The sequence below is a fragment of the Candidatus Kerfeldbacteria bacterium genome (assembly GCA_016214565.1).
Classification (GTDB): Bacteria; Patescibacteriota; Patescibacteriia; order UBA10025; family JAHIVO01; genus JAXDBW01.
This window is the reverse complement of record JACROE010000002.1, coordinates 475,460-497,430: the sequence shown is the minus strand read 5'-3', so window position 1 is coordinate 497,430 and position 21,971 is coordinate 475,460. Positions and strand designations below refer to the sequence as shown.

Here is a 21,971-nt window from a genome sequence, read left to right as displayed (position 1 = left end):
ACACACTTTCCCACGACAAACAAAGCGACAGATGACCATTGTGTCTGTCGCTTTTCTTATTGGTGAGATATATCGGTGATCAAATGAAGATATGGGTCTGTCTGCCGCTGAGCTAAGGGGCCAAGAAATGGCTCGGCATACTTAATAAACGCATCCGTCACCTGAAATTGATCAAAATCAAAATACGAATCATCGATAAACCGCACCTTCCCCACTGCCTCCGCCAGCGGTATGTCAGATACATCAATTCGGCTGCCGCCCAGATCGCTCCGACGTACACATGCCATCTGACCAAGCGAACCATTCAGCGCAAGATCAACTGCATGTTCACCAAGCTGAAGCGCTATCTGGGCATCTATATCAATGGGATTCCCCGTCTGCATAAAGTTTCCCGGGAACAGGGGTTTGCCACTGATCCCGAGTTCCTCCGTTATTTTCTTACACAGCCCCATTGCCACAAATGCCTTCCGCTGCACTTGATAGGAATCAGCTTTATTGGCATCCTGGAGCATACCCTGTACTTCCCGATCAAACCGCGCCTCCTCGGACAAAACGACCGTGACATAGTTACCATTTTTTTCATATCGCTGCTGCACCGCTTGGAGAACAGCATCAAGTTTATACTCTCGTTCAGGCGGAAGGATAATATCAGCTAAACCATACGCAGCCGCTGCCGTCAGCCAGCCAGACTGTCGGCCGAGCACCTCAATCACAAATACACGGGATAGTGCATAGGCTGCGTCTACCTTTATTTCATAGGCGTACTGAGCCGTGTAGTGCGCTGCTGACGGATAGCCAGGCGACCAATAGGTACCCTGCAAATCATTATCAATCGTTTTCGGGATGCCGATGACTGGGATATTGTATTCGCGAAATAATCGGCTAGCCGCTCCCAGTGTATCATCACCGCCGATAGCGATAATATAATCTACACCATACTCTTTTATTTTCTCCTGAAGTATTGTAATGCCGTCATCCACGGCAAAGGGATTGGTTCGACTCGAACGCAAAAATGTCCCACCGACATGCCGCAACGGTGCGGCATCAAACGTTGTCAGGTCAATCACCTTACCGTGGGCACCCAAACACGCCCAGCCATAGAGCCCACCAAGTACGCGCATACCATGACGTTGCGCGGTTGTGATAACGCCGGCTAAGGTTGGGTTCAGCGCTGGAGCTAAACCGCCACCGGTAAATACTAATACAGTTTTTTTATCCATATGATTAGCCTCAATTGTATCAAATTTTCCCTCCACTGGACAGCTTGACAGAAGCCAGGTAACTCGGTACACTAGCGAATTAATATAGGTCATTCACATTTTAAAAACGCCTTCGAAAGGAGGGCATATAATGAAACCGTTGTACGAAATCAGTCACACCTCAGACCATGCCAACGGCATTGATCTGATTGTCGGATTCTCCATCTGCTACGAAATCGTCAGCAGATATGAATTCGTTCAGCGCGATGGTCGTGGCCGTCCGTTGCGATCGAAAATTCCGGTGACCTCACGGCATCGATATCCAGGCGGTACCTCTTTTGACGTTGCGGTCGCAAGCAAGATGTTTGGACTCAAACCTCACCTGATGGCTTCGGTATCAGAAGACACTAAGGAACTGGAGCGCCAATTCATCATCGGTGAGATTGAGAATATGGGTCTTTCATTTCATCCATTGACGGTGAAATCCCACACATCCGTGGGAAACATCATCATAGAGGGAGAGTTTGATCCGATTATTCTCTCATCCAAGTTCAAATATATCCGATCGGCTACCACTGCGGTCGAGCAGGAAACAAAGGCACTCCAGCCTGCCATGGTCGTTGCGACAGGCCTCATGCCAGAAGAAACCGAAATGGCAGAAGCTATGTTTACCGCTGCCGGCACCGCACCGCGGGTACTCAATCCTCGCATGGAGCTGATCGAAGCTAACGCATACTTTACGCGGTTGTTGAAACTGAGCCCGTTAGTTTTTATCAACCATGAAGAGCTTGGCAAAGCGATCGATTGCACACTCCCTGAAGATGGGGTGCGCCGCGAACACATTGACCGACTTCACGAGCTCGGCGCGGACGCAGTCATTGTCACCTGCAACGAATCAGGCGCAGTCATGAGCATACGCTCACAGGACTACTGGCACACCCAGGATGCACGCCGATTCGGTACCCCAATTGACAAAACGGGTGCTGGCGACTCGTTTCTCTCCGGATGTATTGCCGCCATCTTTAACGGTAAGAATCCCGACGAGATGCTTCGCTGGGGTGCTACCTGCGCGGGGCTGAAGGTGCTCCGTGAAGGAGGATCAAACGTTCCGTCGCTGGAAGATTTCAAAAACGCTCTGTAATTTCTTACAGATCATAAACGTTCAACCCAAACCTGAAGTCGCATCTACCCTTGTGGTGCGACTTCATTTTTTTCCCATCCGTCGGGAAATAGCGTCATAAGTCCTGAAGGGATGATGAGAAACGCCAATGGTAACATTATCCGCGTCTCATGGGGCCAACCCATTAAAAAATGGAGGGTGGTAAAAATTACAATATACGGCGCTGCCCGCTGCAAAAACATAGGCTTGGTAGACAAGCGCATAAACGGTAGGATCCAAAAGACACCAAAAACGGGAATAAAAAATAAATACACATTAATCAAAGGATGAAGTGCCAGCGACTGACTTAAAAAACTGATGTTGGCGGGTAATTGCCACAGCGGAGAATTATTGCCCTCAAAAAACACGTGGCGTGTGACATAAAATGCCGCCGCCCAGATTATGGCAAGGAGCGCAGTCTCGACAATCGTTCGCCACGTTCGCCCCCGACGCCACTGATACAGCGCAAACATTGGCAACAAAAAAATGATTGTTTCTTTTGCAAAGGTGCCTGCGGCAATGATGCCGGCTAACCACCAAAATTTTTGTTCGCGGATAAACCAAAGCCCGCCTAGAAAAAATGGATACAAAACGATGTCCGCCTCTTGTAAAAATGGAATGAATGAAATGGGCGTCAGTGCGGCAAACAGCACTACCGAAAATGTCGCCATAACCGGCCGCATCCATTTCAACAGAAACAAATGAAATAGGCACAGCGTGATAAAAGTAAAGACAAATCGAACGCTTAAGTACCCGATAAAAACTGGTTGCCCAAAAGGCTTGCTCGCCCCATCCGCGAGCCAATAGGATATAAGCCGAAATTGGCTGGAATCAGGCGCCGTGCCTGCACCAATCTGCTCATGCCAGTGCTCCCAATCATCGGGGATCTGCTGGGTATGAGTAAAAAAATAAACGCCCGTTAAGGACCAAGCCAGAAAAAAATAGAGAGCAAGGATACAAAGAATCTGTTTAGTTCCAGACGTGATGTGCATATCATATAGTCTACCACAGAGTAATTGCTCCGGGCAGCCCGTGAATGGTACAATGAGCCAATCATATGGCAGAAACTATTATTGACCTTCACCTGCACTCAAAATACTCCCGAGCTGTTTCGCGCGACATGAATCTCGAAGAAATGTCCCGCTGGGGCCAACGAAAAGGCATCCATGTTTTGGCGACCGCTGACTTTACTCACCCTGCCTGGTATGCAGAATTGAAAAATAAACTGAAGCTCCAAGAAAATGGCCTCTATACCCTACGATCAGCAATGGAACCAACACAGTTTGTATTAAGTACCGAATTGTCCTGTATTTATTCCCAGGACGGGAAAGTGCGGCGCATCCATATCTTAATTATCTTCCCGACTCTATCAGCAGTGGAAATTTTTAATAGCGCCCTCCAAAAAGAAGGCGCAAATCTCCGCGCCGACGGACGCCCGATCCTGGGTATGAGCGCAGAACGAATTGTTGAACTGGCTAAAACAGCCAGCGCGGAATCTATCATTATTCCCGCGCACATTTGGACGCCCTGGTTCTCTATGTTTGGGTCTATGTCGGGTTTTGATAGCGTCGCGCAATGTTTTGGCAAACAAGCGCCGCACATTCATGCAGTAGAAACGGGATTGTCCTCCGACCCGGCCATGAATTGGCGGCTCTCACAACTTGATCAGATTCAAATCGTTTCTTTTTCTGACGCACACTCAGCAAAAAAAATGGCGCGCGAGGCGACCGTGCTCGACCTCACTGAAATTTCGTACACAAATATTCGCCAATCCCTCGAGCACCCGACGGCAAAAAATCATATCAGCTATACCATTGAATTTTTCCCCGAGGAAGGTAAATACCATTTTGACGGGCATCGCGATTGTGGCGTTCGTCTCTCACCGTCGGAAACGAAACGAGTAAAAAATATTTGCCCCAAATGCAAAAAACCGTTGACCATCGGGGTAATGCATCGCGTCGATGCCCTGGCTGACCGACCAGAAAACTACACGCCAACTAATCGCCCACCATTCAAATCAATAGTCCCGCTCCAGGAAATCATTGCTGATGCCTTTGGCGTCGGGGTGAATAGCAAACGGGTACAAACGGAATTTGATACAATCGTAGAACATTGCGCTCCTGAATTTGAGGTGCTGCTCCATACCGACCTGGAAAAAATTTCCTCAACTGCCCAGCCAATCGTCGTGGAGGGCATCAAACGCGTCCGCGCGGGAAAACTACATATTCTTCCAGGCTTTGACGGTGAATTTGGCACGGTCAAAGTATTTACTGACGCTGAGCGGACCGCTGCAAAAATTAAACAGAAAGCATTATTCTAATATGGGACTAATCATTGCGCTCAGTCTACTCGTCATCACCATACTCTTTGCCATTTTGGCTGTATATATTTTTATCATTTTGCTTAAAACAAAGGTGCCGTTTGTCCGCACGCCGTTTTCCGTCATTGAAACAATCGTCCATGAAGTACATATTACGAATCATGATGTAGTCTATGATCTTGGCTGTGGCAATGCTCGAGTATTACTAGACATTGAGCGCGCAACTGGAGCGCGCGTCGTCGGCTATGAATTGTCTCCCTGGGCATATTTCTTAGCGCGAATGAACGTGAAGAACAATAAATCAAAAGCTGAAATACGATATCAAGATTTCTATAAAGCTGACTTGTCCGAAGCTACCGTTGTCTTTGCGTTTCTCATCGTAGCCGTCATGCCAAAAGTCGGCGCGCAACTAGAAAAACAGCTGAAACCAGGCACCACGGTGGTCTGCTATGGTTTCTCGATTCCTCAATGGATCCCTACAAAAACTATCCCAACTAGACAAAACGACCCAAAAGCGAGTAAAATCTACATTTACAAACGATAATGCAATAAGTGAATTGTGCCCACTCCGGAGACGTGGCAGAGTGGTTGAACGCGCTGGTTTCGAAAACCAGTAAGCCCTCACGGGCTTCGGAGGTTCGAATCCTCCCGTCTCCGGAGTGGATGCATAATTAACATATCTCGCCCGCCAAAGGCGGGTCCGCCTCCGGTGGACATAGCGGTAGGCCCGCAAGGGTCTCGGAGGTTCGAATCCTCCCGCCTCCGCTCTGAGAGACCCGTGAGAATCTCGAAGACCCTGAACTCGAGTGTAACGAGGAGTTCAGGGCTCCCGCCCTCCGAATAAATAAAAAATCCTTCTAACTATATATGTCTATAGAAGCTGGCATCTTTGCCGCCTTCATCGCCTTTCTCGCCTGGGGGTTTGGCGACTTTGCCATCCAGCGATCAGTACGCGGCGTAGGCGCAGTCCCGGCATTATTTTTTATCGGCATCTTTGGGTTAGTTGGATTACTCCCTTTTGTCTGGAATGACCTGCATCTTTTCTTTAACCAGGAGAATCTCGGCCTCTTGCTGCTCGCGACCGGGATTGTGACATTTGCCTACGCGATATTCTTTTTTGAATCCCTCGGGCGCGGCAAAATTTCGGTGGTAGAGCCCGTCATGAGTTTTGAGCTGCCCATGACCATCGCCATTGGAGTGATCATCATAGGCGAACGCCTCAGCCTGCTGCAATTCGTATTTGCCCTCACTGTCTTTGCTGGGCTCATTTTTACCGTGGTGCGCCGAGAGCCCCGGCACTGGTGGAACATCTTTTTTCGCCAGCGGTCGCGCCTCGAACAAGGCGTGATACTCGCTGGCATCGCTGTCCTGCTCTCAGCGGGCGCCAATGTTCTGACGGGCGTATTGAGCCAGGATTCAAAACCATTGCTCGCCATCTGGGGCGTCAATGCTATCTATACCGTACTGTGCCTGATCTGGATGCTCGCCCGCCGGGAAATGTCCGCTGCCTTTCGTCATGCCAAAACGTATTGGCGGCCAATCGCCCTCCAGGGCGTACTGGACAACGCCGCCTGGGTTGGCTTTGCCGCCGCGGTACAAGTACTGCCCATCTCAATTACCATAGCGATTACCGAAAGCTATATTGCCCTGGCAGCATTACTTGGCATACTCATTAATAAAGAAAAGCTGCAGCGGCACCAATATATCGGCATTGCTATTACCCTTATTGCGGCAGTAGTACTGGCCGTGGTCAGCGAGCGATAAAACAATGCTATTATACGTTTGGAATAGTGAGCACACATGCTATACTGATTGAATTGTCATACACGCACCTATGGCCATCACTGAAACAATCATTGAATTCGCCACCCATTTTATCGATGCTGCAGGATACCCCGGCATTCTACTTTTAATGATCTTAGAAAGCATGATTGCACCCATCCCCAGCGAGGCCGTCATGCCGTTTGCGGGATTCCTCATCCATCAGGGCACCATGACATGGCTATGGGTTGTGTTTGCCAGCACCCTCGGTAGTATAATCGGTTCACTCATCTCATATTGGATCGGCGCGTATGGCGGCCGGCCACTCGTCCTCAAATTTGGGAAATATCTGCTGCTCAATGAACATCATCTCGAGGCATCGGAAAAATTCTTCCAGCGACGGGGCAGCGTAGCAATTTTTGTCAGCCGGTTCATTCCGGTGGTGCGGCATTTTATCTCAATACCGGCCGGCATCAGTCGGATGCCCCTCGGGCGGTTTGTTCTCTTCACCACTATTGGTGCGGGATTATGGAACAGCTTCCTCGCCTGGGTAGGGGTGAAACTGGGAGAAAATTGGGAGCGCATTCATGTCTACGGATCAAAAATTGATATCGTGGTAGTTGCCATCATTCTCGGTGTCATCATATATTACGGCCGAGAACTGTGGCGCCAACGCCGCATTGCGCCACCAACCCCATAATACGCGCTCGAAAATAAACATCGGCCACTATACGTTTGTATGGTTGTATTATTTTATCTACAAAAAAATTTCAAAATTTCTGTAACACATTTTAATAATAACCGATATTATTTATACATTGGAGTGTTGACGGGGCTGGTCGGAGCTTTGATTCTCCCGTATACTATAGAAATTAGCGGTACACCGTCACAAGCACAAAAGTAAAGAAAGAAGCTTGAAGCCACTGAGGCACCATAGTAAACAATCATGAATCAGCTTGAAAAAAGTCTAGACATGACGCGTATCAAACAATACAACGATACCTTATGAAATCAGAACTGCTTTTTGGCACTATTGGCGTGCTCATTATTATCATTATTTCTATCGCAATTTGGACTGGATACCCGTACCTGCAGATTGGGACACCAACCACGAACACCACAACCAATGGTGCGTTAACGAACAAAACAACACAAACTCCCTCGGGCATGGAGATTCTCGCGCAGCACAATACAATTGAGGATTGTTGGCTGCTTATTAGTGGGAAAATATATGGTGTATCCAGCTATCTGGCGACCCATCCCGGCGGACGTGACGTTATCGCTCCATATTGCGGCAAAGACGCAACTACGGCATTCAGTACTAAAGATGGGCGCGGTACTACTCATTCTTCATTCGCCGTTTCTGAGCTAGCCCGATTTTATCTCGGCACACTCGAAAGTATAACGCCCACCACCACACAAAATAATAACGTCAATACGGAAACGCCAGCCACAAACACCGCCGCCCAACCAAGCGCTGCAACGCCAACCACCACAGGTACTTCCGTAACACTCGACACTGCCACTGTTGCGCGCCACAATAGCGCCGGGGATTGCTGGATTATTATAAGTAATACCGTATACGCTGTAACAAATTACCTGAACGCCCATCCCGGTGGGCGGGCTATCATCATTCCCTATTGCGGAAGAGATGCCACGAGCGCATTTTCGACGAAAGCCGGCCAAGGCAGTCATTCCTCAAACGCTCGATCTCAGCTAGCCAATTATGCGATCGGCACACTTAATAGCACAACAACCACGGAAACAATTCAGACAACCGAACAACAAATTAATTCCCAGACTCCACCCGCCAGTTCGGGAAATGATGACGGGGGATATGAATACGAGGACGACTAAGTATGACCAATACCTATATTATTACGAAGAAAATTCATCGATTGCTCGTGTTAATCATTAGCACCCTCGGACTCATCATGGCCATCACCGGCATTATCATGAAATATCCTGACATTGCACATAATATTTTAGGGTCAATTAATCTGGGCCAAGTCCGCAATCTTCACAATAAACTCAGCCCTATCTTTAGTATTGCGCTATTTCTGATGGCACTTACTGGGCTCTGGATGTATGTATACCCATCGCTGGCCGCTTGGCGTAGACGCCGTCAGCCGCCTGCCAATTCTTCGGACGAAACACTATAATAGCCACTCTAAGCATACGCTAGAACCAATGCGCTAATTGGTTATTTGTTGCGATCGCAATGATACAGAAGCTACTGAGGATCGAGAGGATAGACCGAATACATTTAAATATTATTAAACACACTAATTACATAAATATATGCCTACCTCCGATACCTATGCTACATTCGCTAGTGGTTGTTTCTGGTGCACTGAGGCGGTATTCAAACGGGTGCGCGGAGTAAGCCGTGTCGTCCCTGGATATACCGGGGGTACCATAGACGCACCTCACTATGACGACGTCTCCGGTGGCGACACGGGCCACGCAGAAGCAATCCAAATGACCTACGATCCAGCAATCATTCCGTATGAACAGTTGGTGAGAATATTTTTTGGCACCCATGACCCCACTCAACTCAATCGACAGGGACACGACGTTGGTAGCCAATACCGATCGGCTATTTTTTACCATGATGGTGCGCAGCGGACGGTCGCCGAACGAGTGCGGGATGAGCTTAATGAGGCGGAAACTTTTTCTGCCCCAATCGTTACCGAGATCCAACCAGCTGGAAAATTCTTTGAAGCGGAACCATACCATCATAATTATTATGAAACAAATCCAGACGCACCATATTGCCAGGTGGTTATTGACCCAAAAATTTCCCAGCTACGGAAGTCATTCCAAAAATGGTTAGTCTAGGCACCCGAGTAATGCGTGTTCATTTGGCACCGTTCATGATATGATACGGTAATATTTATTATTGAAAAAATAATATGGACGAGTCAATTAAGCCCTCTCCCTCACAACCAGTCGAGCAGCCAAAGCAACATGAAGCAACGCACAAATCAGGAACTAATCTCAATTGGCTATTGGTCACCATCGCGCTCATTATCATCGTGGTCATGCTTTTTGGCCAAGACCGTTATGGTGACGCCAAAACCGCAAACATCACTATTGAACCATTCACCAAAATATACCTCCAAGCCGGCGTCGGCCAACTCGTGCTCAAACAAGGTGAAACGGTTTCGCTCACGCTGGCCGCTCCCGAAGAATACCACCAGTGGGTCTCGACTGAAGTCCGCAATGGAGAGCTGATCATTGATGCGGATCTCCCCTGGTTCCAACGACTTTTTTTCGTCGGCCCTAAGAAAGAATCAATCATCTACACCCTGACCGTTACAGAGCTAAGCGATCTAACCATTGACGGGCTGATGGATATGCGAACCGAGGGTACTCTGACACAGGATTCGCTGCGTATCGTATTCAATGGAGCGACTGATGCGAAGCTCGAGCTTCAACTGTTGCGTCTCGAAGCCACCCTGAATGGTGCAGGTGAGATGCAATTAAGTGGAACTGCTGACAGTCAGCTGGTGACGATTGATGGCGCAGGTGAGATCGATGCGCAAGCATTGCGGGGGAAAGATGTTGAAGCCACCCTGAATGGTGCTGGGAGCGCCGAAGTACACGCGACTGAATCACTTACCGCCACCCTGAACGGTGCTGGATCAATTGAGTACGCAGGAAATCCCCCAACGGTTAAGGAAAATATTAACGGCGTCGGCTCAATAAATCCTATTAATAGTGAAGGAGAGGATGCAGATGAGGCGGAAAATGTTAATACGGCCAATACAAATGGCACTACGAATGACAATCAGAATACGAATGGGATAAATGGCAACGCTGCCAATTAGCCACTCCTCAGACACGTAGAAAAGAGTATACTCTAGAGGTGTAGACCACACTTAATCAAACTCGACGCCCATGGATTTCAAAAAATTCCTGTTTGTCTCTGACACCGCCCTGATTTCAGACATCGCTTGGCGGGTGGCCCAAGAGGGTCATGAGGTGAAATACTGGATCGCCGAAGAAGACGATCGGGACAGTGCTGACGGTTTTGTTAACAAAGTACAAAACTGGAGAGAACACACGGACTGGGCGGATGTTATAGTCTTCGATGACGTGATGGGATTTGGGGATACCGCCCAGAAACTCCGCAGCGCCGGAAAGCTGGTTATTGGCGGTACGCCCTACACCGACCGACTCGAGGAAGACCGAACCTTCGGCCAGGAAGAACTAAAACGACACGGCGTCAGCATCATTCCCTACCAGGAATTCACCGATTTCGACAAAGCCATAGAATACGTAAAAATGCACCCCGATGAATATGTCATCAAACCGTCGGGTGAGGCGCAAAACATCAAGCGCTTGCTTTTTGTCGGCATGGAAAAAGATGGCGCGGACGTGATTAGAATTCTCCAGGCCTATCGACATGTCTGGTCACATAAAATAAAAGTATTTCAGCTGCAACGCAAAATGACTGGCGTCGAAGTGGCAGTGGGAACTTTTTTTAACGGCTCTCAATTTATCACGCCGGTGAACATAAATTTTGAACACAAAAAATTATTTCCCGGCAATATCGGCCCGGCGACGGGTGAAATGGGGACGAGCATGTTCTGGTCAGAACCGAATCGCCTATTCAATCAAACCCTGCGCAAACTTGAAGCCACGCTGGCGCGCGAACGGTATGTCGGCTACATTGATCTGAATTGCATTGTAAACGGTAACGGGATCTACCCACTAGAATTCACCGCCCGTTTTGGCTACCCTACTATTTCCATTCAGCAAGAAAGCATGATCACGCCAATCGGTGAATTTCTCTACACGCTGGCAGCAGGAACGGAATCAAAACTGAAAGTAAAAAGCGGATTCCACGTCGGCGTACGCGTGGTGGTGCCGCCCTATCCCTACCGTGATAAGCGAACGTTTGACGCAAATTCAAAAGGCGCCGTGATTGTATTCACGGGCAAAAATACTGACGGCGTGCATATCGAGGATGTAAAGCTGGTAAACGGTGAATGGATTGTGACTGGCTCAACCGGCGTGGCGCTCATTGTGGTCGGCTCCGGCCCGACCATGCGCCAGGCCAAGGATCAGGCCTATAATCGCATTAAAAACATCCTCATCCCCAATATGTACTATCGCACCGATATCGGCGACCGGTGGAATGATGACTCTGATAAATTGCACTCCTGGGGGTACTTGCGGGAGGTGTAATCAAAGCTATTGAAACTTAGCTATTGCTAGTCCTTAAACCGAAACGTCTTCCAGGCTAAAAGAAAGGAGGCGACGACCCAGGCAGCCATAAAGCCGAGCTCAGTACCGAGCGCGGACAGATTTTCAGCGTTGATCGAAACCGCCCGCAAGGCGTCTATCAGTGGCGTTAAAGGGAGAAACCCGACCACTTTAGCCACCACTTTTGGCAATGTCTCGGTTGAGAAGAATACACCTGAAAAAAACATCATCGGCATAGTCACGATCTGCGACATGGCTTCAGCTGTTTTGGTGTTCTTTGAATACCCGGCCACCGCAAAACCAATATTGAGGAATATAATGCTCCCGAGTAACGCCAAAATGAATAAATATAAATAATTGCCGTACACCTGCACGCCAAAAGCGAGCCGAGCCAGAATAATGATCAAGGCAATCTGAACCAGCGTCATGGCCAGATAACTCAAGACCTCAGCAATCAAAAAATCACGAACTTTCAATGGGGTGGCAGAAAGCCGCTTCAATAGTTTGCGTTCACGATACCGAGAAATCCCAGTCGCAATGCCAATTACAGCAGAGTTCATCAGCGACATTCCCAGGATGCCAGGCATAATCATATCAATATAGCGCACATCCTTTGTCTGGACACTCTCTGCAGTATAGGTGAATAATTGCTGCGTCTGGCCAATCTGCATATTCATACTATCCACAAATTTATCCACGACACTGAGTGCTACCTGATTTGAGAGCATATTCCCCTCGTCATAATACACCTGCAACGGCGTGGGTTGTACCGGCGCGGTTGCAGCGGGATCGCCCGGATCAGGCAAGGCAAAACCACGGGGAATGAGTAAAACGAAATCAATCTCACCCTCAGTGAGCTGGACGCGCGCTTCGTCTAATGTTCCCGAAAATTCCTGCCGTTTCAAAAATTCGATCTGATTAAACCCATCCAAAAATTGTGTGGCAATTGGTGACTGAGCATTATCGATAGCAATATACTTCGCATCACCCATCCGCTCAAAATCAAATAGCCCAAAAATAATAATGAACATGAGCGGAAACACCAGCGACCAAAAAATCGCCTGCTTGTCGCGGTACGTCATTTTGATGTTATACCAGAGTAATTTCCACAACATACTTATTCCTGTAATTTTTTACCAGTAAATTCTATAAAAACATCTTCGAGATTTGCTGAGATAACCTGTAGATCACCCATAAAAACGTGTTTCTGCTCCGCCCACTTGTACAGGCTGGGCAATACTTCATTTCCGCGCGTCACCTGAATTGTCACCACGCCGTGATCATTGCGCTTCACGCCCAGCACGCCACTGATGGCCTTCAGGCTATCCAGATCAATCTGACCCTCGACCCCAAATTGGATGCGCGACGAAGAGTGCAACTGGCGGATTAGATTGGCTGGGGTATCCAGCGCAGCAATAATGCCACCTTCCATGATCCCCACCCGATGGCACAATGTTTCCGCCTCTTCCATATAATGAGTAGTAAGTACCACTGTCTTCCCCTGCTGATTTACGCGCTTTATGAAGTCCCACATCAAACGACGCGCATACGGATCCAGGCCGGTGGTTGGCTCATCGAGGAAAACAATTTCAGGATCATTCACCAGCGCTGCACATATGGAAAACCGCTGCGCTTGTCCACCAGACAACTGTTTCACCAGCGCCTTTTTCTTGTCCCTCAAATCAACAATGTCAAGCAACTGATCGACGTTCACTTTTTTACCATAGAACCGACCAAACAGCTCTAATATTTCCCCGAGCTGTAAATACTCATAGTAGGCGGATGACTGGAGTTGAATACCAATAATCCGTTTAACCTCTTGGCGCTGCTGATGGGTGTCCAATCCATTAATCAGCGTCTTACCCGAGGTTGGTTCTTGCAGGCCTTCGATAATTTCCAGGGTGGTCGTTTTGCCGGCGCCGTTTGGCCCAAGCAGACCGAATACCTCCCCACGCGCCACCGTGAATGAAATATTGTTAACCGCGACTAACTCACCCTTTGTATCGGGCGAAGGAAACTTTTTCACGAGATGTTGAACGTCGATGCTCAATTGAGATGTCATACAATAATTTTAGTATATCATAGCAGCCACCCCTCTCTCAACGAGAGGTTCCGCGGGCAGATGAACAATAAGTCTGTTATACTATCTATGCCTATGACGTCCCTCCGCATACCCTATTTCCACCAAAAAACCGACTACACCTGCGGCCCAGCTGTTGTGCGGATGATCCTGCGGCATTTTAAAAAAAACATCAGCGAAGCATCGCTGTCACGAAGGCTCAAAACGAACCGCGCCATCGGTACGCACCCCCGCGCCATCATCACGTTTCTGCGCCGTGCCGGGCTCTATGTGTACCTTAATGAATCATCGACGATGGCCGAACTTGCTTTCTTAATATCTAAAAAATATCCTGTCATTGTACTTTATCGAGAACCGGTGGATAATGAAGGACACTACGCCATAGTGGTTGAAATAAATCGGCGAATCATCACCCTGCATGATCCCTGGCACGGGCGGCATTTCAAAATCAGTCCGCGCTCATTTAATGCCCGCTGGCAAACATTCGAGCCCGGCATGCGCAGTCGCCACTGGTTGATTGCCGTGGCACAAAACAATGTTCAAATAGATAAGCAATTCCACTCATGAAACGCATCGTCAACACTGCAGAACGAATACTCCTCGTCGGAGGTAATATCTGGTATTTTGGCGAGGGCATGCTCGGCCCGCTCTTTGCCGTCTTTGCCGAGGACATCGGTGGCGACGTTTTTGACATTGCTTGGGCATGGGCCACCTATTTGATCGTGACCGGGATGTTAATGATCATTTTTGGCAAACTGTGGGACCGCACTCAAAATAAAGCGCAGCTCATGGTTGCTGGATACGCACTCAACGCACTGTGCACGTTTGGCTATCTCCTTGTCCAAAGTCCCACACACTTATTAATCGTCCAGGCTGGATTGGGCATTGCTGCCGCGATGGCCACTCCCACCTGGGATGCACTCTATGATAAACATGGCAGCGCTAACCGGATGGGCATGCTCTGGGGCATCAGCGAAGGCACGGCGCAAATCATTACCGGCATTGGCGTCATCGTGGGCGGAATCATCGTCTCCATATTCTCTTTCCCCGTTCTCTTCTGGTCGATGGGAAGCGTCCAAGTAGTCGCCACGCTCTACCAGGCGCAAAGCCTTAGAAAACAAAATCGCTAGCATTAATTCACTCATATCATTTTTGTATGTTCTTAACCGCCAACCTTAATCCAACCCCGCTCAAACATCGCCTGTATATTATCTCCAGCATCTTGCTGGGACTCCTGCTCTCAATTATGGCCCATGCCGTGATTGAAGAGATCTACCTGAGCTGGGCCACTGATTCCGGCCGAACGATCGTGTGGTATGGCAGCTGCGCTCTCCATCCGGCTATCCAAATCGGGTTATTGGCACTCGGCGCCCTTGCTGGCTACGGCCTCGGGCGAATGTGGTGGCGCATGGTCTATATTGACCGTCGCTGGGCAAAAGGCATATTAAACAATAAACCTCAATCCAATGAACCAACCTCACCCGAACACCAATAACAACCTAACGCCAGAACAATACAACGTGTGTTTTCTCAAAGGCACCGAACCGCCCGGGTCAGGTAAGTGGCTCAATAATAAAGCGCACGGCATCTATGTCTGTGTTAATTGTGGCCAAGAACTTTTTTCATCGGCTACGAAATTCGATTCCGGCACTGGCTGGCCGTCATTCTGGGATCCGGCGCATCAGGCGCACATCAGGACGGAAGCTGACGATTCGCTGGGCACACGGCGTATCGAAGTACTGTGCTCAAAATGCGGCGCCCATCTGGGACACGTCTTTCCCGATGGACCAAAACCAACCGGCCAGCGGTATTGTATTAATTCACTCGCGCTTGATTTTCAAAAAAAATGAAAATTGCTCACCTCACTGAAGCGGGGACTCCCGAACGGGCGAATGAAGACCGTCTACTGCTCGCCGAACCTGTATTTGCTATATTTGATGGGGCCACCAGTCTGGATGGCTACAAAAATGCCGATGGCATGACCGGCGGCGCACTTGCTTCAACCGTGGCATACGATACATTCTCAAAAGCAGGCGACTCATTACTTGAAAAAGCAGCCCAAGCAAACGCCAATTTGCGTCAGGCGATGATCAGGGCAAACGTCGATGCAACTAACAAAAAATCAATCTGGTGCACCACCATCGCGGCCGTCGAAATTAAACAAAACTCTTTTGATTGGATACAAATCAGCGACAGCCTTATCCTCATCATTTATTCAAACAATACCTATAAACTCTTGACGCCTGACTATGAGCACGACCTGCCCACCCTCCATCTATATAAAAAGTTGATTACCCAAGGTGTCACCGACCTTTTTTGCGCGGCTCAGCCGCAGATGATAGCCAATCGATATAATATGAATAAAACCTATGGAGTTCTCTCAGGTGAGCCCGAAGCATTAACTCGATTGAACCATGGCACCGAGTCGCTCGCCAATGTTTCATCCATTCTCCTCTTTTCTGATGGTGCGATATTCCCCAAAAAGGATCCTGACGATTCGGATGACTGGCATGCGTACATAGAACTATACAATCACGGCGGCATTCAGCTGCTGCATAAAACGATTCGCGAAATAGAACACAACGATCCACACTGTTGGACATACCCGCGTCTCAAACCCCACGACGACTTTAGTATTATTGCATTAACATTTTAAACTATGCCCATACACGACATGCAAGAACAAACCCACGCCTGGATTAGCCAGTACAAAGAAGGATACTGGCCACCCCATGAGATTCTTACCCAGATGACTGAGGAAATGGGCGAGATCGCTCGGGAGATCAATCATGCTTTTGGCATGAAAAAGAAAAAAGCCAATGAAGCGGACAACAGTATCAGCAATGAACTCGGTGATCTGCTCTTCAATATGTGCTGTCTGGCTAACTCACTCGGGATCGATCTGGACAAATCGTTCGCCGATACCATGAATAAAATCAATACGCGAGATATTAATAGATTTGAAAGAAAATAATGCAACGAGCGCACATTCTGTATCTTCTAATTTCCCTCGTGGCCATTGGCCTGCTCATTATGATGCTTGTTTCACTATGATGACACGCTGGCTGCCATTGTTACTATTGGGCATTGGCGGGGCTATTCTTACCGTTGGTGATATTGTCATGAAGTACTGGGTAGAATCTCAACGCCGCCCATTATATGTTATGGGGCTTATTATCTATTTGGGAGGCCTTGTTTTTCTCGCTGAAAGTTTTAAATACAAGAATATTGCGGTTGCCTCGACAATCTTTGTTATCTCTAATGTCACATTACTTGCCATTGTCAGCTGGCTACTATTCAAAGAACAGCTGAGTTGGTGGGAGCTCGTTGGTATAGCCTTAGGGATCACATCGGTGATTCTTCTGGAATTAGCGCCGCGATCAATGGAATAGTTTAGAAATAATACGCGCCACAAGGGTATTGCTCAAAAATCCGCTGACGTTCGACAATCATAGAGTTGCAATATTAGACTAGATCGGAAAATGTCGCGATTTACTTTTATGGGTTTTTGTGATATAATCAAACACGGTACTAAACAAAAATCCCATGAAAAAAGTCACAAAAGTTATTATCCCCGCCGCCGGTTTTGGTACGCGTTTTTTGCCTGTGACAAAAGCGCAGCCAAAAGAAATGCTGCCAATTGTTGACAAGCCAATCATTCAATATGTCGTCGAAGAAGCGGTGGCCTCAGGTATCACAGACATTATTATCGTCACGAGTTGGCAAAAACGATCATTGGAAGACCACTTTGATTACTCCCCCGAACTCGAAAAACAGCTTAAGGAATCTGGGAAAACAGAAAAACTAGAAGAAGTACGCGCCATAGCTAAGATGGCAAACTTTATTTATGTGCGCCAGAAAGGCCCCTATGGCAATGCGACCCCGGTCATCAGCGCTCAGCATGTCATCGGGCAGGACGAACCGTTTGCGGTACTCTGGGGTGACGAATTCATCGCCAGCCGACCCCCGCGCTTACGCCAATTAATTGATGCCTTTAATAAATATGGCAATACGGTCATCAGCGCGCTCCGAGTTCCGCCGACTCGCATCAATCATTATGGCATCGCTGATATTGATCTTGTAGCAAAAAATATTTTCAACATAAAGGCGATTGTCGAAAAACCTAAGCCAGCCGACGCCCCCTCGGATCTAGGTTTGCTCGGTGGCTACATTTTTACCCCTGGCATTATTCCCCATCTCAATGCACTTAAGCCGGGCAAAGATAATGAGCTCTGGCTGATTGATGCTATTAATGCCCTCATGCGCAAAGAAAAAGTATTCGCTTGCGAAATACAAAATGGAACCTACTACGACACGGGCAGCAAGCTCGAATATCTCAAGGCAAACATTGATTACGCCCTAGAGCGACCTGATCTGAGAGATGACTTGCGCGCATATTTAAAGAAAAAGGTTTCTGATTAACCCCATGAATAACCAACGCGGATTATCAAAAATTTTCATACTGGCACTTTTTGGATTTATTGCCCTGGTGATTTTGGGAGTTGTCTTTATTATTATCGGTTCCCAGTCAGAGGTTACCCCGACGCCCGTCACTATAAAAGTGTGGGGGGTGTTTGATGACACTACCGACTTGCAGCCGCTCTTTGATGCGTACACGAGTGCCCACCCATACGTTACGTTTAAATACACAAAGCTGCGCAACGAAGAATATGAAGATCGCTTGCTGAAAGGTTGGGCGACTGACACCGGCCCAGACATCTACGCGCTCCCTGCTTCATGGATAACCAAATACAAGACTGAATTCATTACCCCAATCCCCAAAACCACAAAAGTCGCTTACTATACCAAGAAGAAGGTTCTCTTCAAAACCGAAACGCAGATTACCATGCAGACGGATACGTCCCTGTCAGCCAATGACGTGCGACGCAATTACGTCGACGTCGTCTATAGCGATGTCGTAGCAGACAATGCCGTCTATGGATTACCCTTGGGTATCGACACGCTGGTCATGTATGTTAATCGTGAACTGCTGAATCAAGCAACCCTCGTGCAAGCACCGCAAACCTGGAACGAATTTACCAGCGCCGTGACGCGCTTGACCATCGTAGACGAGCAGCAAAATATCGTGCGAGCTGCCACCGCTCTCGGTACCACCGAAAACGTCATTCGATCCCAAGACATTCTGACACTGCTCATGCTCCAGAATGGAACCACGATGACTCGCGGCAGTACCATCAGTTTCGCTGGTGCCGCGACCAGCGATGCCAGTTATCTACCGGGGGTTGAAGCGCTTCGTTTCTATACCGATTTTGCTAACCCACAAAAAGCGGTCTACACCTGGAACGCCGAACAACCCAACGCCCTTGATCAATTCGCCCAAGGCGAACTCGCCTTTTTCTTCGGCTATCGTTACAATGAAGCGGAAATCATGTCAAAAAATCGAGGCGTTGATTATGACATTGTGGCCATCCCCCAGGTGGATCCAAACGCCAACGTCAATTATGCAAATTATTGGGTATACACAGTGGCTAAAAAAACCAAAGCCCCCAATGAAGCTTGGAATTTCCTGCAATTTATCAGCAGCCCGGCGCGAGTGAAGCAATATCTTGAGAGTACTAACCAGACCAGCTCTGTCCGATCGGTCCTTCAGGAGCAGTTGCAAAATCCGGAGACGGCCGCCGAGGCAGAACAGGCATTAACCGCCCAAAGTTGGTATCATGGCCGCGACCCACTCGCCGTGGATACTGCATTCAAAGAAATGATCGAAGCGGCTCTCGAGGATCCAACGACCATGCAGCAAGCTGTAAAAACCGCCGCCCAAAAAATTCAATTAGGATATTAGCATGAAACGTTCTCGCCGAAATAATTTTATCTTCCTTATCCTGGCCGGATTTATCCTCGGCTTATCTCTGGCCACCCCACTGGCGGCGCTAGCCCAAGAATACACCCGCTATGAAGAGGGTTTCACTATCATCCCTCAGGAATGTATCGATCCGAGCAAGGGTGATTGCGGACTCAATTCTTTTGTTCAGCTCTTCGTCAATCTGGCAAATGTTGGCCTGAAAATTCTCCCCTACATCGCCATCCTGATGATGATGTGGGCAGGATTTAATCTGATTCAGTCCGGAGGCAATCCAGAGAAAATCCAAGAAGGGAAAAAAATGATTGGCTCTGTGGTGCTGGGCGTCCTGATCGTAACCATACTCGCCTGGGCCTGGTCATATTTTGTCGTGTCAATTCTAACGGGAAGCGCAAATTTGTTCCCCAATACACCCTTTCAAAGGGAATGGTGGGGTGGCGGCGAAGTAGCTCAATTGCCCGAGGGTTCTGGCTGCTGCGTTGTGCCGGAATTAGGCTGTAGTGATCTCACTAAAGAAGAGTGTGATCAAATAGGCGCCGCATCATATGTGGCGCAATACTTTGGCGGCGGGACGGCTTTTCAAACATTTTGGCAAGGCGAAAATCAATTTTGTTATCAATTCCCTGCCCAGTGTGACAATTTCAAATTTGGTTGTTGTGTGCCACGAGATACCAATGCTACTACCTGCTACAATCCAAATGACCGTGGTTGCCTCGATTATCCCGGCACCGATCATGATGTGAATAATTGTGCCAACCTCGCTGGTCGATGCGTAACCGTCGAGGGTGAGGCCTCTACCGCGTCAGCCACAGGCTGCTGCGTTACTGGCAATTCCTGTAGCGCTTCCAATAATACGAACTGTACCGGCACTTTCTACCCAAACCAAAACTGCTCCCAAGTAAATGACTGCACCAGCGGCTGCTGCGTCGGAGGCGATTCATGCAGCTCGGGAAAAATTAACTGTACGGGCTCGTGGAATCCAGCGGCGTGCAATCAAGCGCCTAATGATGACAGCTGCCTCGTCGGCTGCTGCAAAGTAACCGATGGGACTTGGAATAATGTTAAATCCTGCTATACGGAAATAACCAAAGGGCAGTGCATCAGCCAATACGGGGCGGGCAACGTATACTTCAGCACTGATTCGACCGATTGCACCAATTATGCGGAGTGCGTAAACGGGTGCTGTGTCAGTAATAACTCATGCACCTCGGGCGCAGTCAATGACTCCTGTCCAGATCCGCTTAATAATTACAATGAAGCAACCACCTGTGCCGCAAATCCTGCCTGTGTGGAGGGGTGCTGTCTCTTTGCGGGAGCCACGACCTGTACGGACGGTATCCTGCGCAATAATTGCAACGGTGTCTTTTATGGCGGCAACTGTTCAAGCCGCGTCCAATGCACAACAACCGGGTGCTGCAAGGACGTCTTGAACGCTAATGGCGCATGCATTAATGGGTACGCCCAAGCCGCCTGTGGTGGCGCCCCTAACACATTCTGGGCTAACCAAACCTGCGCTGCGGCTGGCTGTACGTAATTATTTAGTGATACAATGAACCTATGACAACCACGAAACGAATTCATCTGCTCATGTTTGCCCTGATTACTAGTGTACTGGTTTTTTCTGCCTTGTTGCCAGCACCATCGGCCCTGGCCCAAGAAGGCCCGACACTCCCCAATCCGATTGGAGAAACTGCCGATCATAAGCCAATCAATCTCCTAGATGTTATGCTGCGCGTTATGCAGTTGGCTCTGGCGGCAGTGGATGTCTTTGCATTATTTATGTTTATCCTGGGCGGTTTCCAGTTACTCATATCTGCCGGCAATCCAGAACGGATTAAAAAAGCAAAAGACACGCTTGTTTGGGCGACACTGGGAATACTGGTCATAACATTAAGCTATTCAATTCTTAAATTTATCTTCGAAGAAGTCCGCGGGGCGTTTGGTAACTGATTGACTTTTTCGCGAAAACTGTGTATAATAGGTGCGTATCCTTGACAAAAGTCTGATTATTCGATATAACGTATTATCCTTTAATAACGAAAGGGGGTGAAATATACAATGAAAAAATTTGCTTCTCTCATCGCGCTCGTTGCCGTGTTAGCTCTTCCAGCAGTTGCATCAGCACAGGTGAACGTGGGCAGCACGCTCGGAACCACTTTTGGTCTCGGCACCGCTGACCTCGAGTCAACCGTGATCAATGTCGTTCAGTGGGTATTAGGATTCCTCGGCTTGATCGCTGTTATTATGATTTTAATCGGTGGCTTCCAGTGGATTACCGCTGGTGGTAATGAAGAAAAAGTCGCTTCAGCCAAGAAAGTCATCTCCGCCGCCGTTATTGGTTTGATTATCGTCTTGCTCGCTTGGGCAATCGTCATCTTCGTGGTCTCTCAGACCAACGACTTGACCAACTAGTCCAT

General features: G+C 48.4%; 26 protein-coding genes and 1 tRNA gene. 23 read left to right on the top strand and 4 right to left on the bottom strand.

Annotation, left to right across the window (positions count from 1 at the left end):
- Positions 1-56: 56 nt before the first annotated feature.
- Positions 57-1,220: a 6-phosphofructokinase gene (locus HZC01_02515; GenBank protein ID MBI5037552.1), complete on the bottom strand. Its 1,164-nt coding sequence runs from the start codon at positions 1,218-1,220 to the stop codon at positions 57-59.
- A gap of 130 nt (positions 1,221-1,350) precedes the next feature.
- Between HZC01_02515 and HZC01_02510 the strand changes: the two genes are divergently transcribed.
- A complete protein-coding gene (locus tag HZC01_02510; protein MBI5037551.1) occupies positions 1,351-2,340 on the top strand; it encodes a carbohydrate kinase family protein in 990 nt (329 codons plus the stop codon).
- 44 nt (positions 2,341-2,384) lie between these two features.
- Here HZC01_02510 and HZC01_02505 read toward each other — a convergent pair whose 3' ends face one another.
- Entirely contained in the window at positions 2,385-3,350 is a 966-nt protein-coding gene (locus HZC01_02505) for a hypothetical protein (GenBank protein ID MBI5037550.1), read from the bottom strand.
- 65 nt (positions 3,351-3,415) lie between these two features.
- Here HZC01_02505 and HZC01_02500 point away from each other — a divergent pair, with 65 nt between their 5' ends.
- The 10 genes from HZC01_02500 to HZC01_02455 all read left to right on the top strand — a co-directional run bounded on the left by HZC01_02500 (position 3,416) and on the right by HZC01_02455 (position 11,635).
- Positions 3,416-4,678 carry a DNA helicase UvrD gene (locus HZC01_02500; GenBank protein ID MBI5037549.1) on the top strand — a complete coding sequence of 421 codons (1,263 nt, stop codon included), beginning with the start codon at positions 3,416-3,418 and terminating at the stop codon, positions 4,676-4,678.
- 1 nt (position 4,679) lies between these two features.
- Positions 4,680-5,222 carry a class I SAM-dependent methyltransferase gene (locus HZC01_02495; GenBank protein MBI5037548.1) on the top strand — a complete coding sequence of 181 codons (543 nt, stop codon included), beginning with the start codon at positions 4,680-4,682 and terminating at the stop codon, positions 5,220-5,222.
- Positions 5,223-5,248: 26 nt separating this feature from the next.
- Positions 5,249-5,335, top strand: a tRNA-Ser gene (locus HZC01_02490).
- Positions 5,336-5,545: 210 nt separating this feature from the next.
- Positions 5,546-6,442 (top strand): DMT family transporter, encoded by an 897-nt coding sequence (locus HZC01_02485; GenBank protein MBI5037547.1) that lies wholly within the window; start codon positions 5,546-5,548, stop codon positions 6,440-6,442.
- A 70-nt stretch (positions 6,443-6,512) separates the two neighbouring features.
- Positions 6,513-7,139 carry a DedA family protein gene (locus HZC01_02480; protein MBI5037546.1) on the top strand — a complete coding sequence of 209 codons (627 nt, stop codon included), beginning with the start codon at positions 6,513-6,515 and terminating at the stop codon, positions 7,137-7,139.
- Between the two features lie 305 nt (positions 7,140-7,444).
- Positions 7,445-8,296 carry a cytochrome b5 domain-containing protein gene (locus HZC01_02475; GenBank protein MBI5037545.1) on the top strand — a complete coding sequence of 284 codons (852 nt, stop codon included), beginning with the start codon at positions 7,445-7,447 and terminating at the stop codon, positions 8,294-8,296.
- Positions 8,297-8,298: 2 nt separating this feature from the next.
- Entirely contained in the window at positions 8,299-8,601 is a 303-nt protein-coding gene (locus HZC01_02470) for a hypothetical protein (protein ID MBI5037544.1), read from the top strand.
- A 139-nt stretch (positions 8,602-8,740) separates the two neighbouring features.
- Complete coding sequence (gene msrA / locus HZC01_02465) at positions 8,741-9,280, top strand: peptide-methionine (S)-S-oxide reductase MsrA (protein MBI5037543.1); 540 nt, start codon at positions 8,741-8,743, stop codon at positions 9,278-9,280.
- A gap of 74 nt (positions 9,281-9,354) precedes the next feature.
- On the top strand, positions 9,355-10,272 hold the full coding sequence (locus HZC01_02460; protein MBI5037542.1) for a DUF2807 domain-containing protein: 918 nt from the start codon (positions 9,355-9,357) through the stop codon (positions 10,270-10,272).
- Between the two features lie 70 nt (positions 10,273-10,342).
- The gene (locus HZC01_02455) at positions 10,343-11,635 is read left to right on the top strand and encodes a phosphoribosylamine--glycine ligase (GenBank protein ID MBI5037541.1); all 1,293 of its coding nucleotides are present in this window, start codon (positions 10,343-10,345) and stop codon (positions 11,633-11,635) included.
- Positions 11,636-11,661: 26 nt separating this feature from the next.
- Here the strand turns inward: HZC01_02455 and HZC01_02450 are convergent, their stop codons facing one another.
- Entirely contained in the window at positions 11,662-12,768 is a 1,107-nt protein-coding gene (locus HZC01_02450) for an ABC transporter permease (GenBank protein ID MBI5037540.1), read from the bottom strand.
- A 2-nt stretch (positions 12,769-12,770) separates the two neighbouring features.
- Positions 12,771-13,715 (bottom strand): ABC transporter ATP-binding protein, encoded by a 945-nt coding sequence (locus HZC01_02445; GenBank protein MBI5037539.1) that lies wholly within the window; start codon positions 13,713-13,715, stop codon positions 12,771-12,773.
- A gap of 93 nt (positions 13,716-13,808) precedes the next feature.
- Here HZC01_02445 and HZC01_02440 point away from each other — a divergent pair, with 93 nt between their 5' ends.
- The 12 genes from HZC01_02440 to HZC01_02385 all read left to right on the top strand — a co-directional run bounded on the left by HZC01_02440 (position 13,809) and on the right by HZC01_02385 (position 21,966).
- Complete coding sequence (locus tag HZC01_02440) at positions 13,809-14,300, top strand: C39 family peptidase (GenBank protein ID MBI5037538.1); 492 nt, start codon at positions 13,809-13,811, stop codon at positions 14,298-14,300.
- Positions 14,297-14,863: an MFS transporter gene (locus HZC01_02435; protein MBI5037537.1), complete on the top strand. Its 567-nt coding sequence runs from the start codon at positions 14,297-14,299 to the stop codon at positions 14,861-14,863. The genes HZC01_02440 and HZC01_02435 overlap by 4 nt, the downstream gene beginning before the upstream one ends.
- A gap of 26 nt (positions 14,864-14,889) precedes the next feature.
- Positions 14,890-15,228 carry a hypothetical protein gene (locus HZC01_02430; GenBank protein ID MBI5037536.1) on the top strand — a complete coding sequence of 113 codons (339 nt, stop codon included), beginning with the start codon at positions 14,890-14,892 and terminating at the stop codon, positions 15,226-15,228.
- Complete coding sequence (gene msrB, locus HZC01_02425; GenBank protein ID MBI5037535.1) at positions 15,200-15,583, top strand: peptide-methionine (R)-S-oxide reductase MsrB; 384 nt, start codon at positions 15,200-15,202, stop codon at positions 15,581-15,583. The genes HZC01_02430 and msrB overlap by 29 nt, the downstream gene beginning before the upstream one ends.
- A complete protein-coding gene (locus tag HZC01_02420; protein ID MBI5037534.1) occupies positions 15,580-16,389 on the top strand; it encodes a protein phosphatase 2C domain-containing protein in 810 nt (269 codons plus the stop codon). The genes msrB and HZC01_02420 overlap by 4 nt, the downstream gene beginning before the upstream one ends.
- A gap of 3 nt (positions 16,390-16,392) precedes the next feature.
- The gene (locus HZC01_02415) at positions 16,393-16,707 is read left to right on the top strand and encodes a nucleotide pyrophosphohydrolase (protein MBI5037533.1); all 315 of its coding nucleotides are present in this window, start codon (positions 16,393-16,395) and stop codon (positions 16,705-16,707) included.
- A 76-nt stretch (positions 16,708-16,783) separates the two neighbouring features.
- Positions 16,784-17,125 carry a hypothetical protein gene (locus HZC01_02410; GenBank protein ID MBI5037532.1) on the top strand — a complete coding sequence of 114 codons (342 nt, stop codon included), beginning with the start codon at positions 16,784-16,786 and terminating at the stop codon, positions 17,123-17,125.
- Between the two features lie 154 nt (positions 17,126-17,279).
- Positions 17,280-18,155, top strand: coding sequence for a UTP--glucose-1-phosphate uridylyltransferase (locus HZC01_02405; GenBank protein MBI5037531.1), 876 nt, complete (start codon positions 17,280-17,282; stop codon positions 18,153-18,155).
- A 4-nt stretch (positions 18,156-18,159) separates the two neighbouring features.
- The gene (locus HZC01_02400; protein ID MBI5037530.1) at positions 18,160-19,536 is read left to right on the top strand and encodes an extracellular solute-binding protein; all 1,377 of its coding nucleotides are present in this window, start codon (positions 18,160-18,162) and stop codon (positions 19,534-19,536) included.
- A gap of 1 nt (position 19,537) precedes the next feature.
- Positions 19,538-21,088, top strand: a complete 1,551-nt coding sequence (locus HZC01_02395) for a hypothetical protein (GenBank protein ID MBI5037529.1) — start codon at positions 19,538-19,540, stop codon at positions 21,086-21,088.
- A gap of 23 nt (positions 21,089-21,111) precedes the next feature.
- Complete coding sequence (locus tag HZC01_02390) at positions 21,112-21,504, top strand: hypothetical protein (protein ID MBI5037528.1); 393 nt, start codon at positions 21,112-21,114, stop codon at positions 21,502-21,504.
- 108 nt (positions 21,505-21,612) lie between these two features.
- A complete protein-coding gene (locus HZC01_02385) occupies positions 21,613-21,966 on the top strand; it encodes a hypothetical protein (GenBank protein MBI5037527.1) in 354 nt (117 codons plus the stop codon).
- Positions 21,967-21,971: the final 5 nt, after the last annotated feature.

Coding starts and splice junctions, on each gene's coding strand:
- HZC01_02515 (MBI5037552.1), bottom strand. CDS start 1,220: ATGGATAAAAAAACTGTATTAGTATTTACCGGTGGCGGTTTAGCTCCA.
- HZC01_02510 (MBI5037551.1), top strand. CDS start 1,351: ATGAAACCGTTGTACGAAATCAGTCACACCTCAGACCATGCCAACGGC.
- HZC01_02505 (MBI5037550.1), bottom strand. CDS start 3,350: ATGCACATCACGTCTGGAACTAAACAGATTCTTTGTATCCTTGCTCTC.
- HZC01_02500 (MBI5037549.1), top strand. CDS start 3,416: ATGGCAGAAACTATTATTGACCTTCACCTGCACTCAAAATACTCCCGA.
- HZC01_02495 (MBI5037548.1), top strand. CDS start 4,680: ATGGGACTAATCATTGCGCTCAGTCTACTCGTCATCACCATACTCTTT.
- HZC01_02485 (MBI5037547.1), top strand. CDS start 5,546: ATGTCTATAGAAGCTGGCATCTTTGCCGCCTTCATCGCCTTTCTCGCC.
- HZC01_02480 (MBI5037546.1), top strand. CDS start 6,513: ATGGCCATCACTGAAACAATCATTGAATTCGCCACCCATTTTATCGAT.
- HZC01_02475 (MBI5037545.1), top strand. CDS start 7,445: ATGAAATCAGAACTGCTTTTTGGCACTATTGGCGTGCTCATTATTATC.
- HZC01_02470 (MBI5037544.1), top strand. CDS start 8,299: ATGACCAATACCTATATTATTACGAAGAAAATTCATCGATTGCTCGTG.
- msrA (MBI5037543.1), top strand. CDS start 8,741: ATGCCTACCTCCGATACCTATGCTACATTCGCTAGTGGTTGTTTCTGG.
- HZC01_02460 (MBI5037542.1), top strand. CDS start 9,355: ATGGACGAGTCAATTAAGCCCTCTCCCTCACAACCAGTCGAGCAGCCA.
- HZC01_02455 (MBI5037541.1), top strand. CDS start 10,343: ATGGATTTCAAAAAATTCCTGTTTGTCTCTGACACCGCCCTGATTTCA.
- HZC01_02450 (MBI5037540.1), bottom strand. CDS start 12,768: ATGTTGTGGAAATTACTCTGGTATAACATCAAAATGACGTACCGCGAC.
- HZC01_02445 (MBI5037539.1), bottom strand. CDS start 13,715: ATGACATCTCAATTGAGCATCGACGTTCAACATCTCGTGAAAAAGTTT.
- HZC01_02440 (MBI5037538.1), top strand. CDS start 13,809: ATGACGTCCCTCCGCATACCCTATTTCCACCAAAAAACCGACTACACC.
- HZC01_02435 (MBI5037537.1), top strand. CDS start 14,297: ATGAAACGCATCGTCAACACTGCAGAACGAATACTCCTCGTCGGAGGT.
- HZC01_02430 (MBI5037536.1), top strand. CDS start 14,890: ATGTTCTTAACCGCCAACCTTAATCCAACCCCGCTCAAACATCGCCTG.
- msrB (MBI5037535.1), top strand. CDS start 15,200: ATGAACCAACCTCACCCGAACACCAATAACAACCTAACGCCAGAACAA.
- HZC01_02420 (MBI5037534.1), top strand. CDS start 15,580: ATGAAAATTGCTCACCTCACTGAAGCGGGGACTCCCGAACGGGCGAAT.
- HZC01_02415 (MBI5037533.1), top strand. CDS start 16,393: ATGCCCATACACGACATGCAAGAACAAACCCACGCCTGGATTAGCCAG.
- HZC01_02410 (MBI5037532.1), top strand. CDS start 16,784: ATGATGACACGCTGGCTGCCATTGTTACTATTGGGCATTGGCGGGGCT.
- HZC01_02405 (MBI5037531.1), top strand. CDS start 17,280: ATGAAAAAAGTCACAAAAGTTATTATCCCCGCCGCCGGTTTTGGTACG.
- HZC01_02400 (MBI5037530.1), top strand. CDS start 18,160: ATGAATAACCAACGCGGATTATCAAAAATTTTCATACTGGCACTTTTT.
- HZC01_02395 (MBI5037529.1), top strand. CDS start 19,538: ATGAAACGTTCTCGCCGAAATAATTTTATCTTCCTTATCCTGGCCGGA.
- HZC01_02390 (MBI5037528.1), top strand. CDS start 21,112: ATGACAACCACGAAACGAATTCATCTGCTCATGTTTGCCCTGATTACT.
- HZC01_02385 (MBI5037527.1), top strand. CDS start 21,613: ATGAAAAAATTTGCTTCTCTCATCGCGCTCGTTGCCGTGTTAGCTCTT.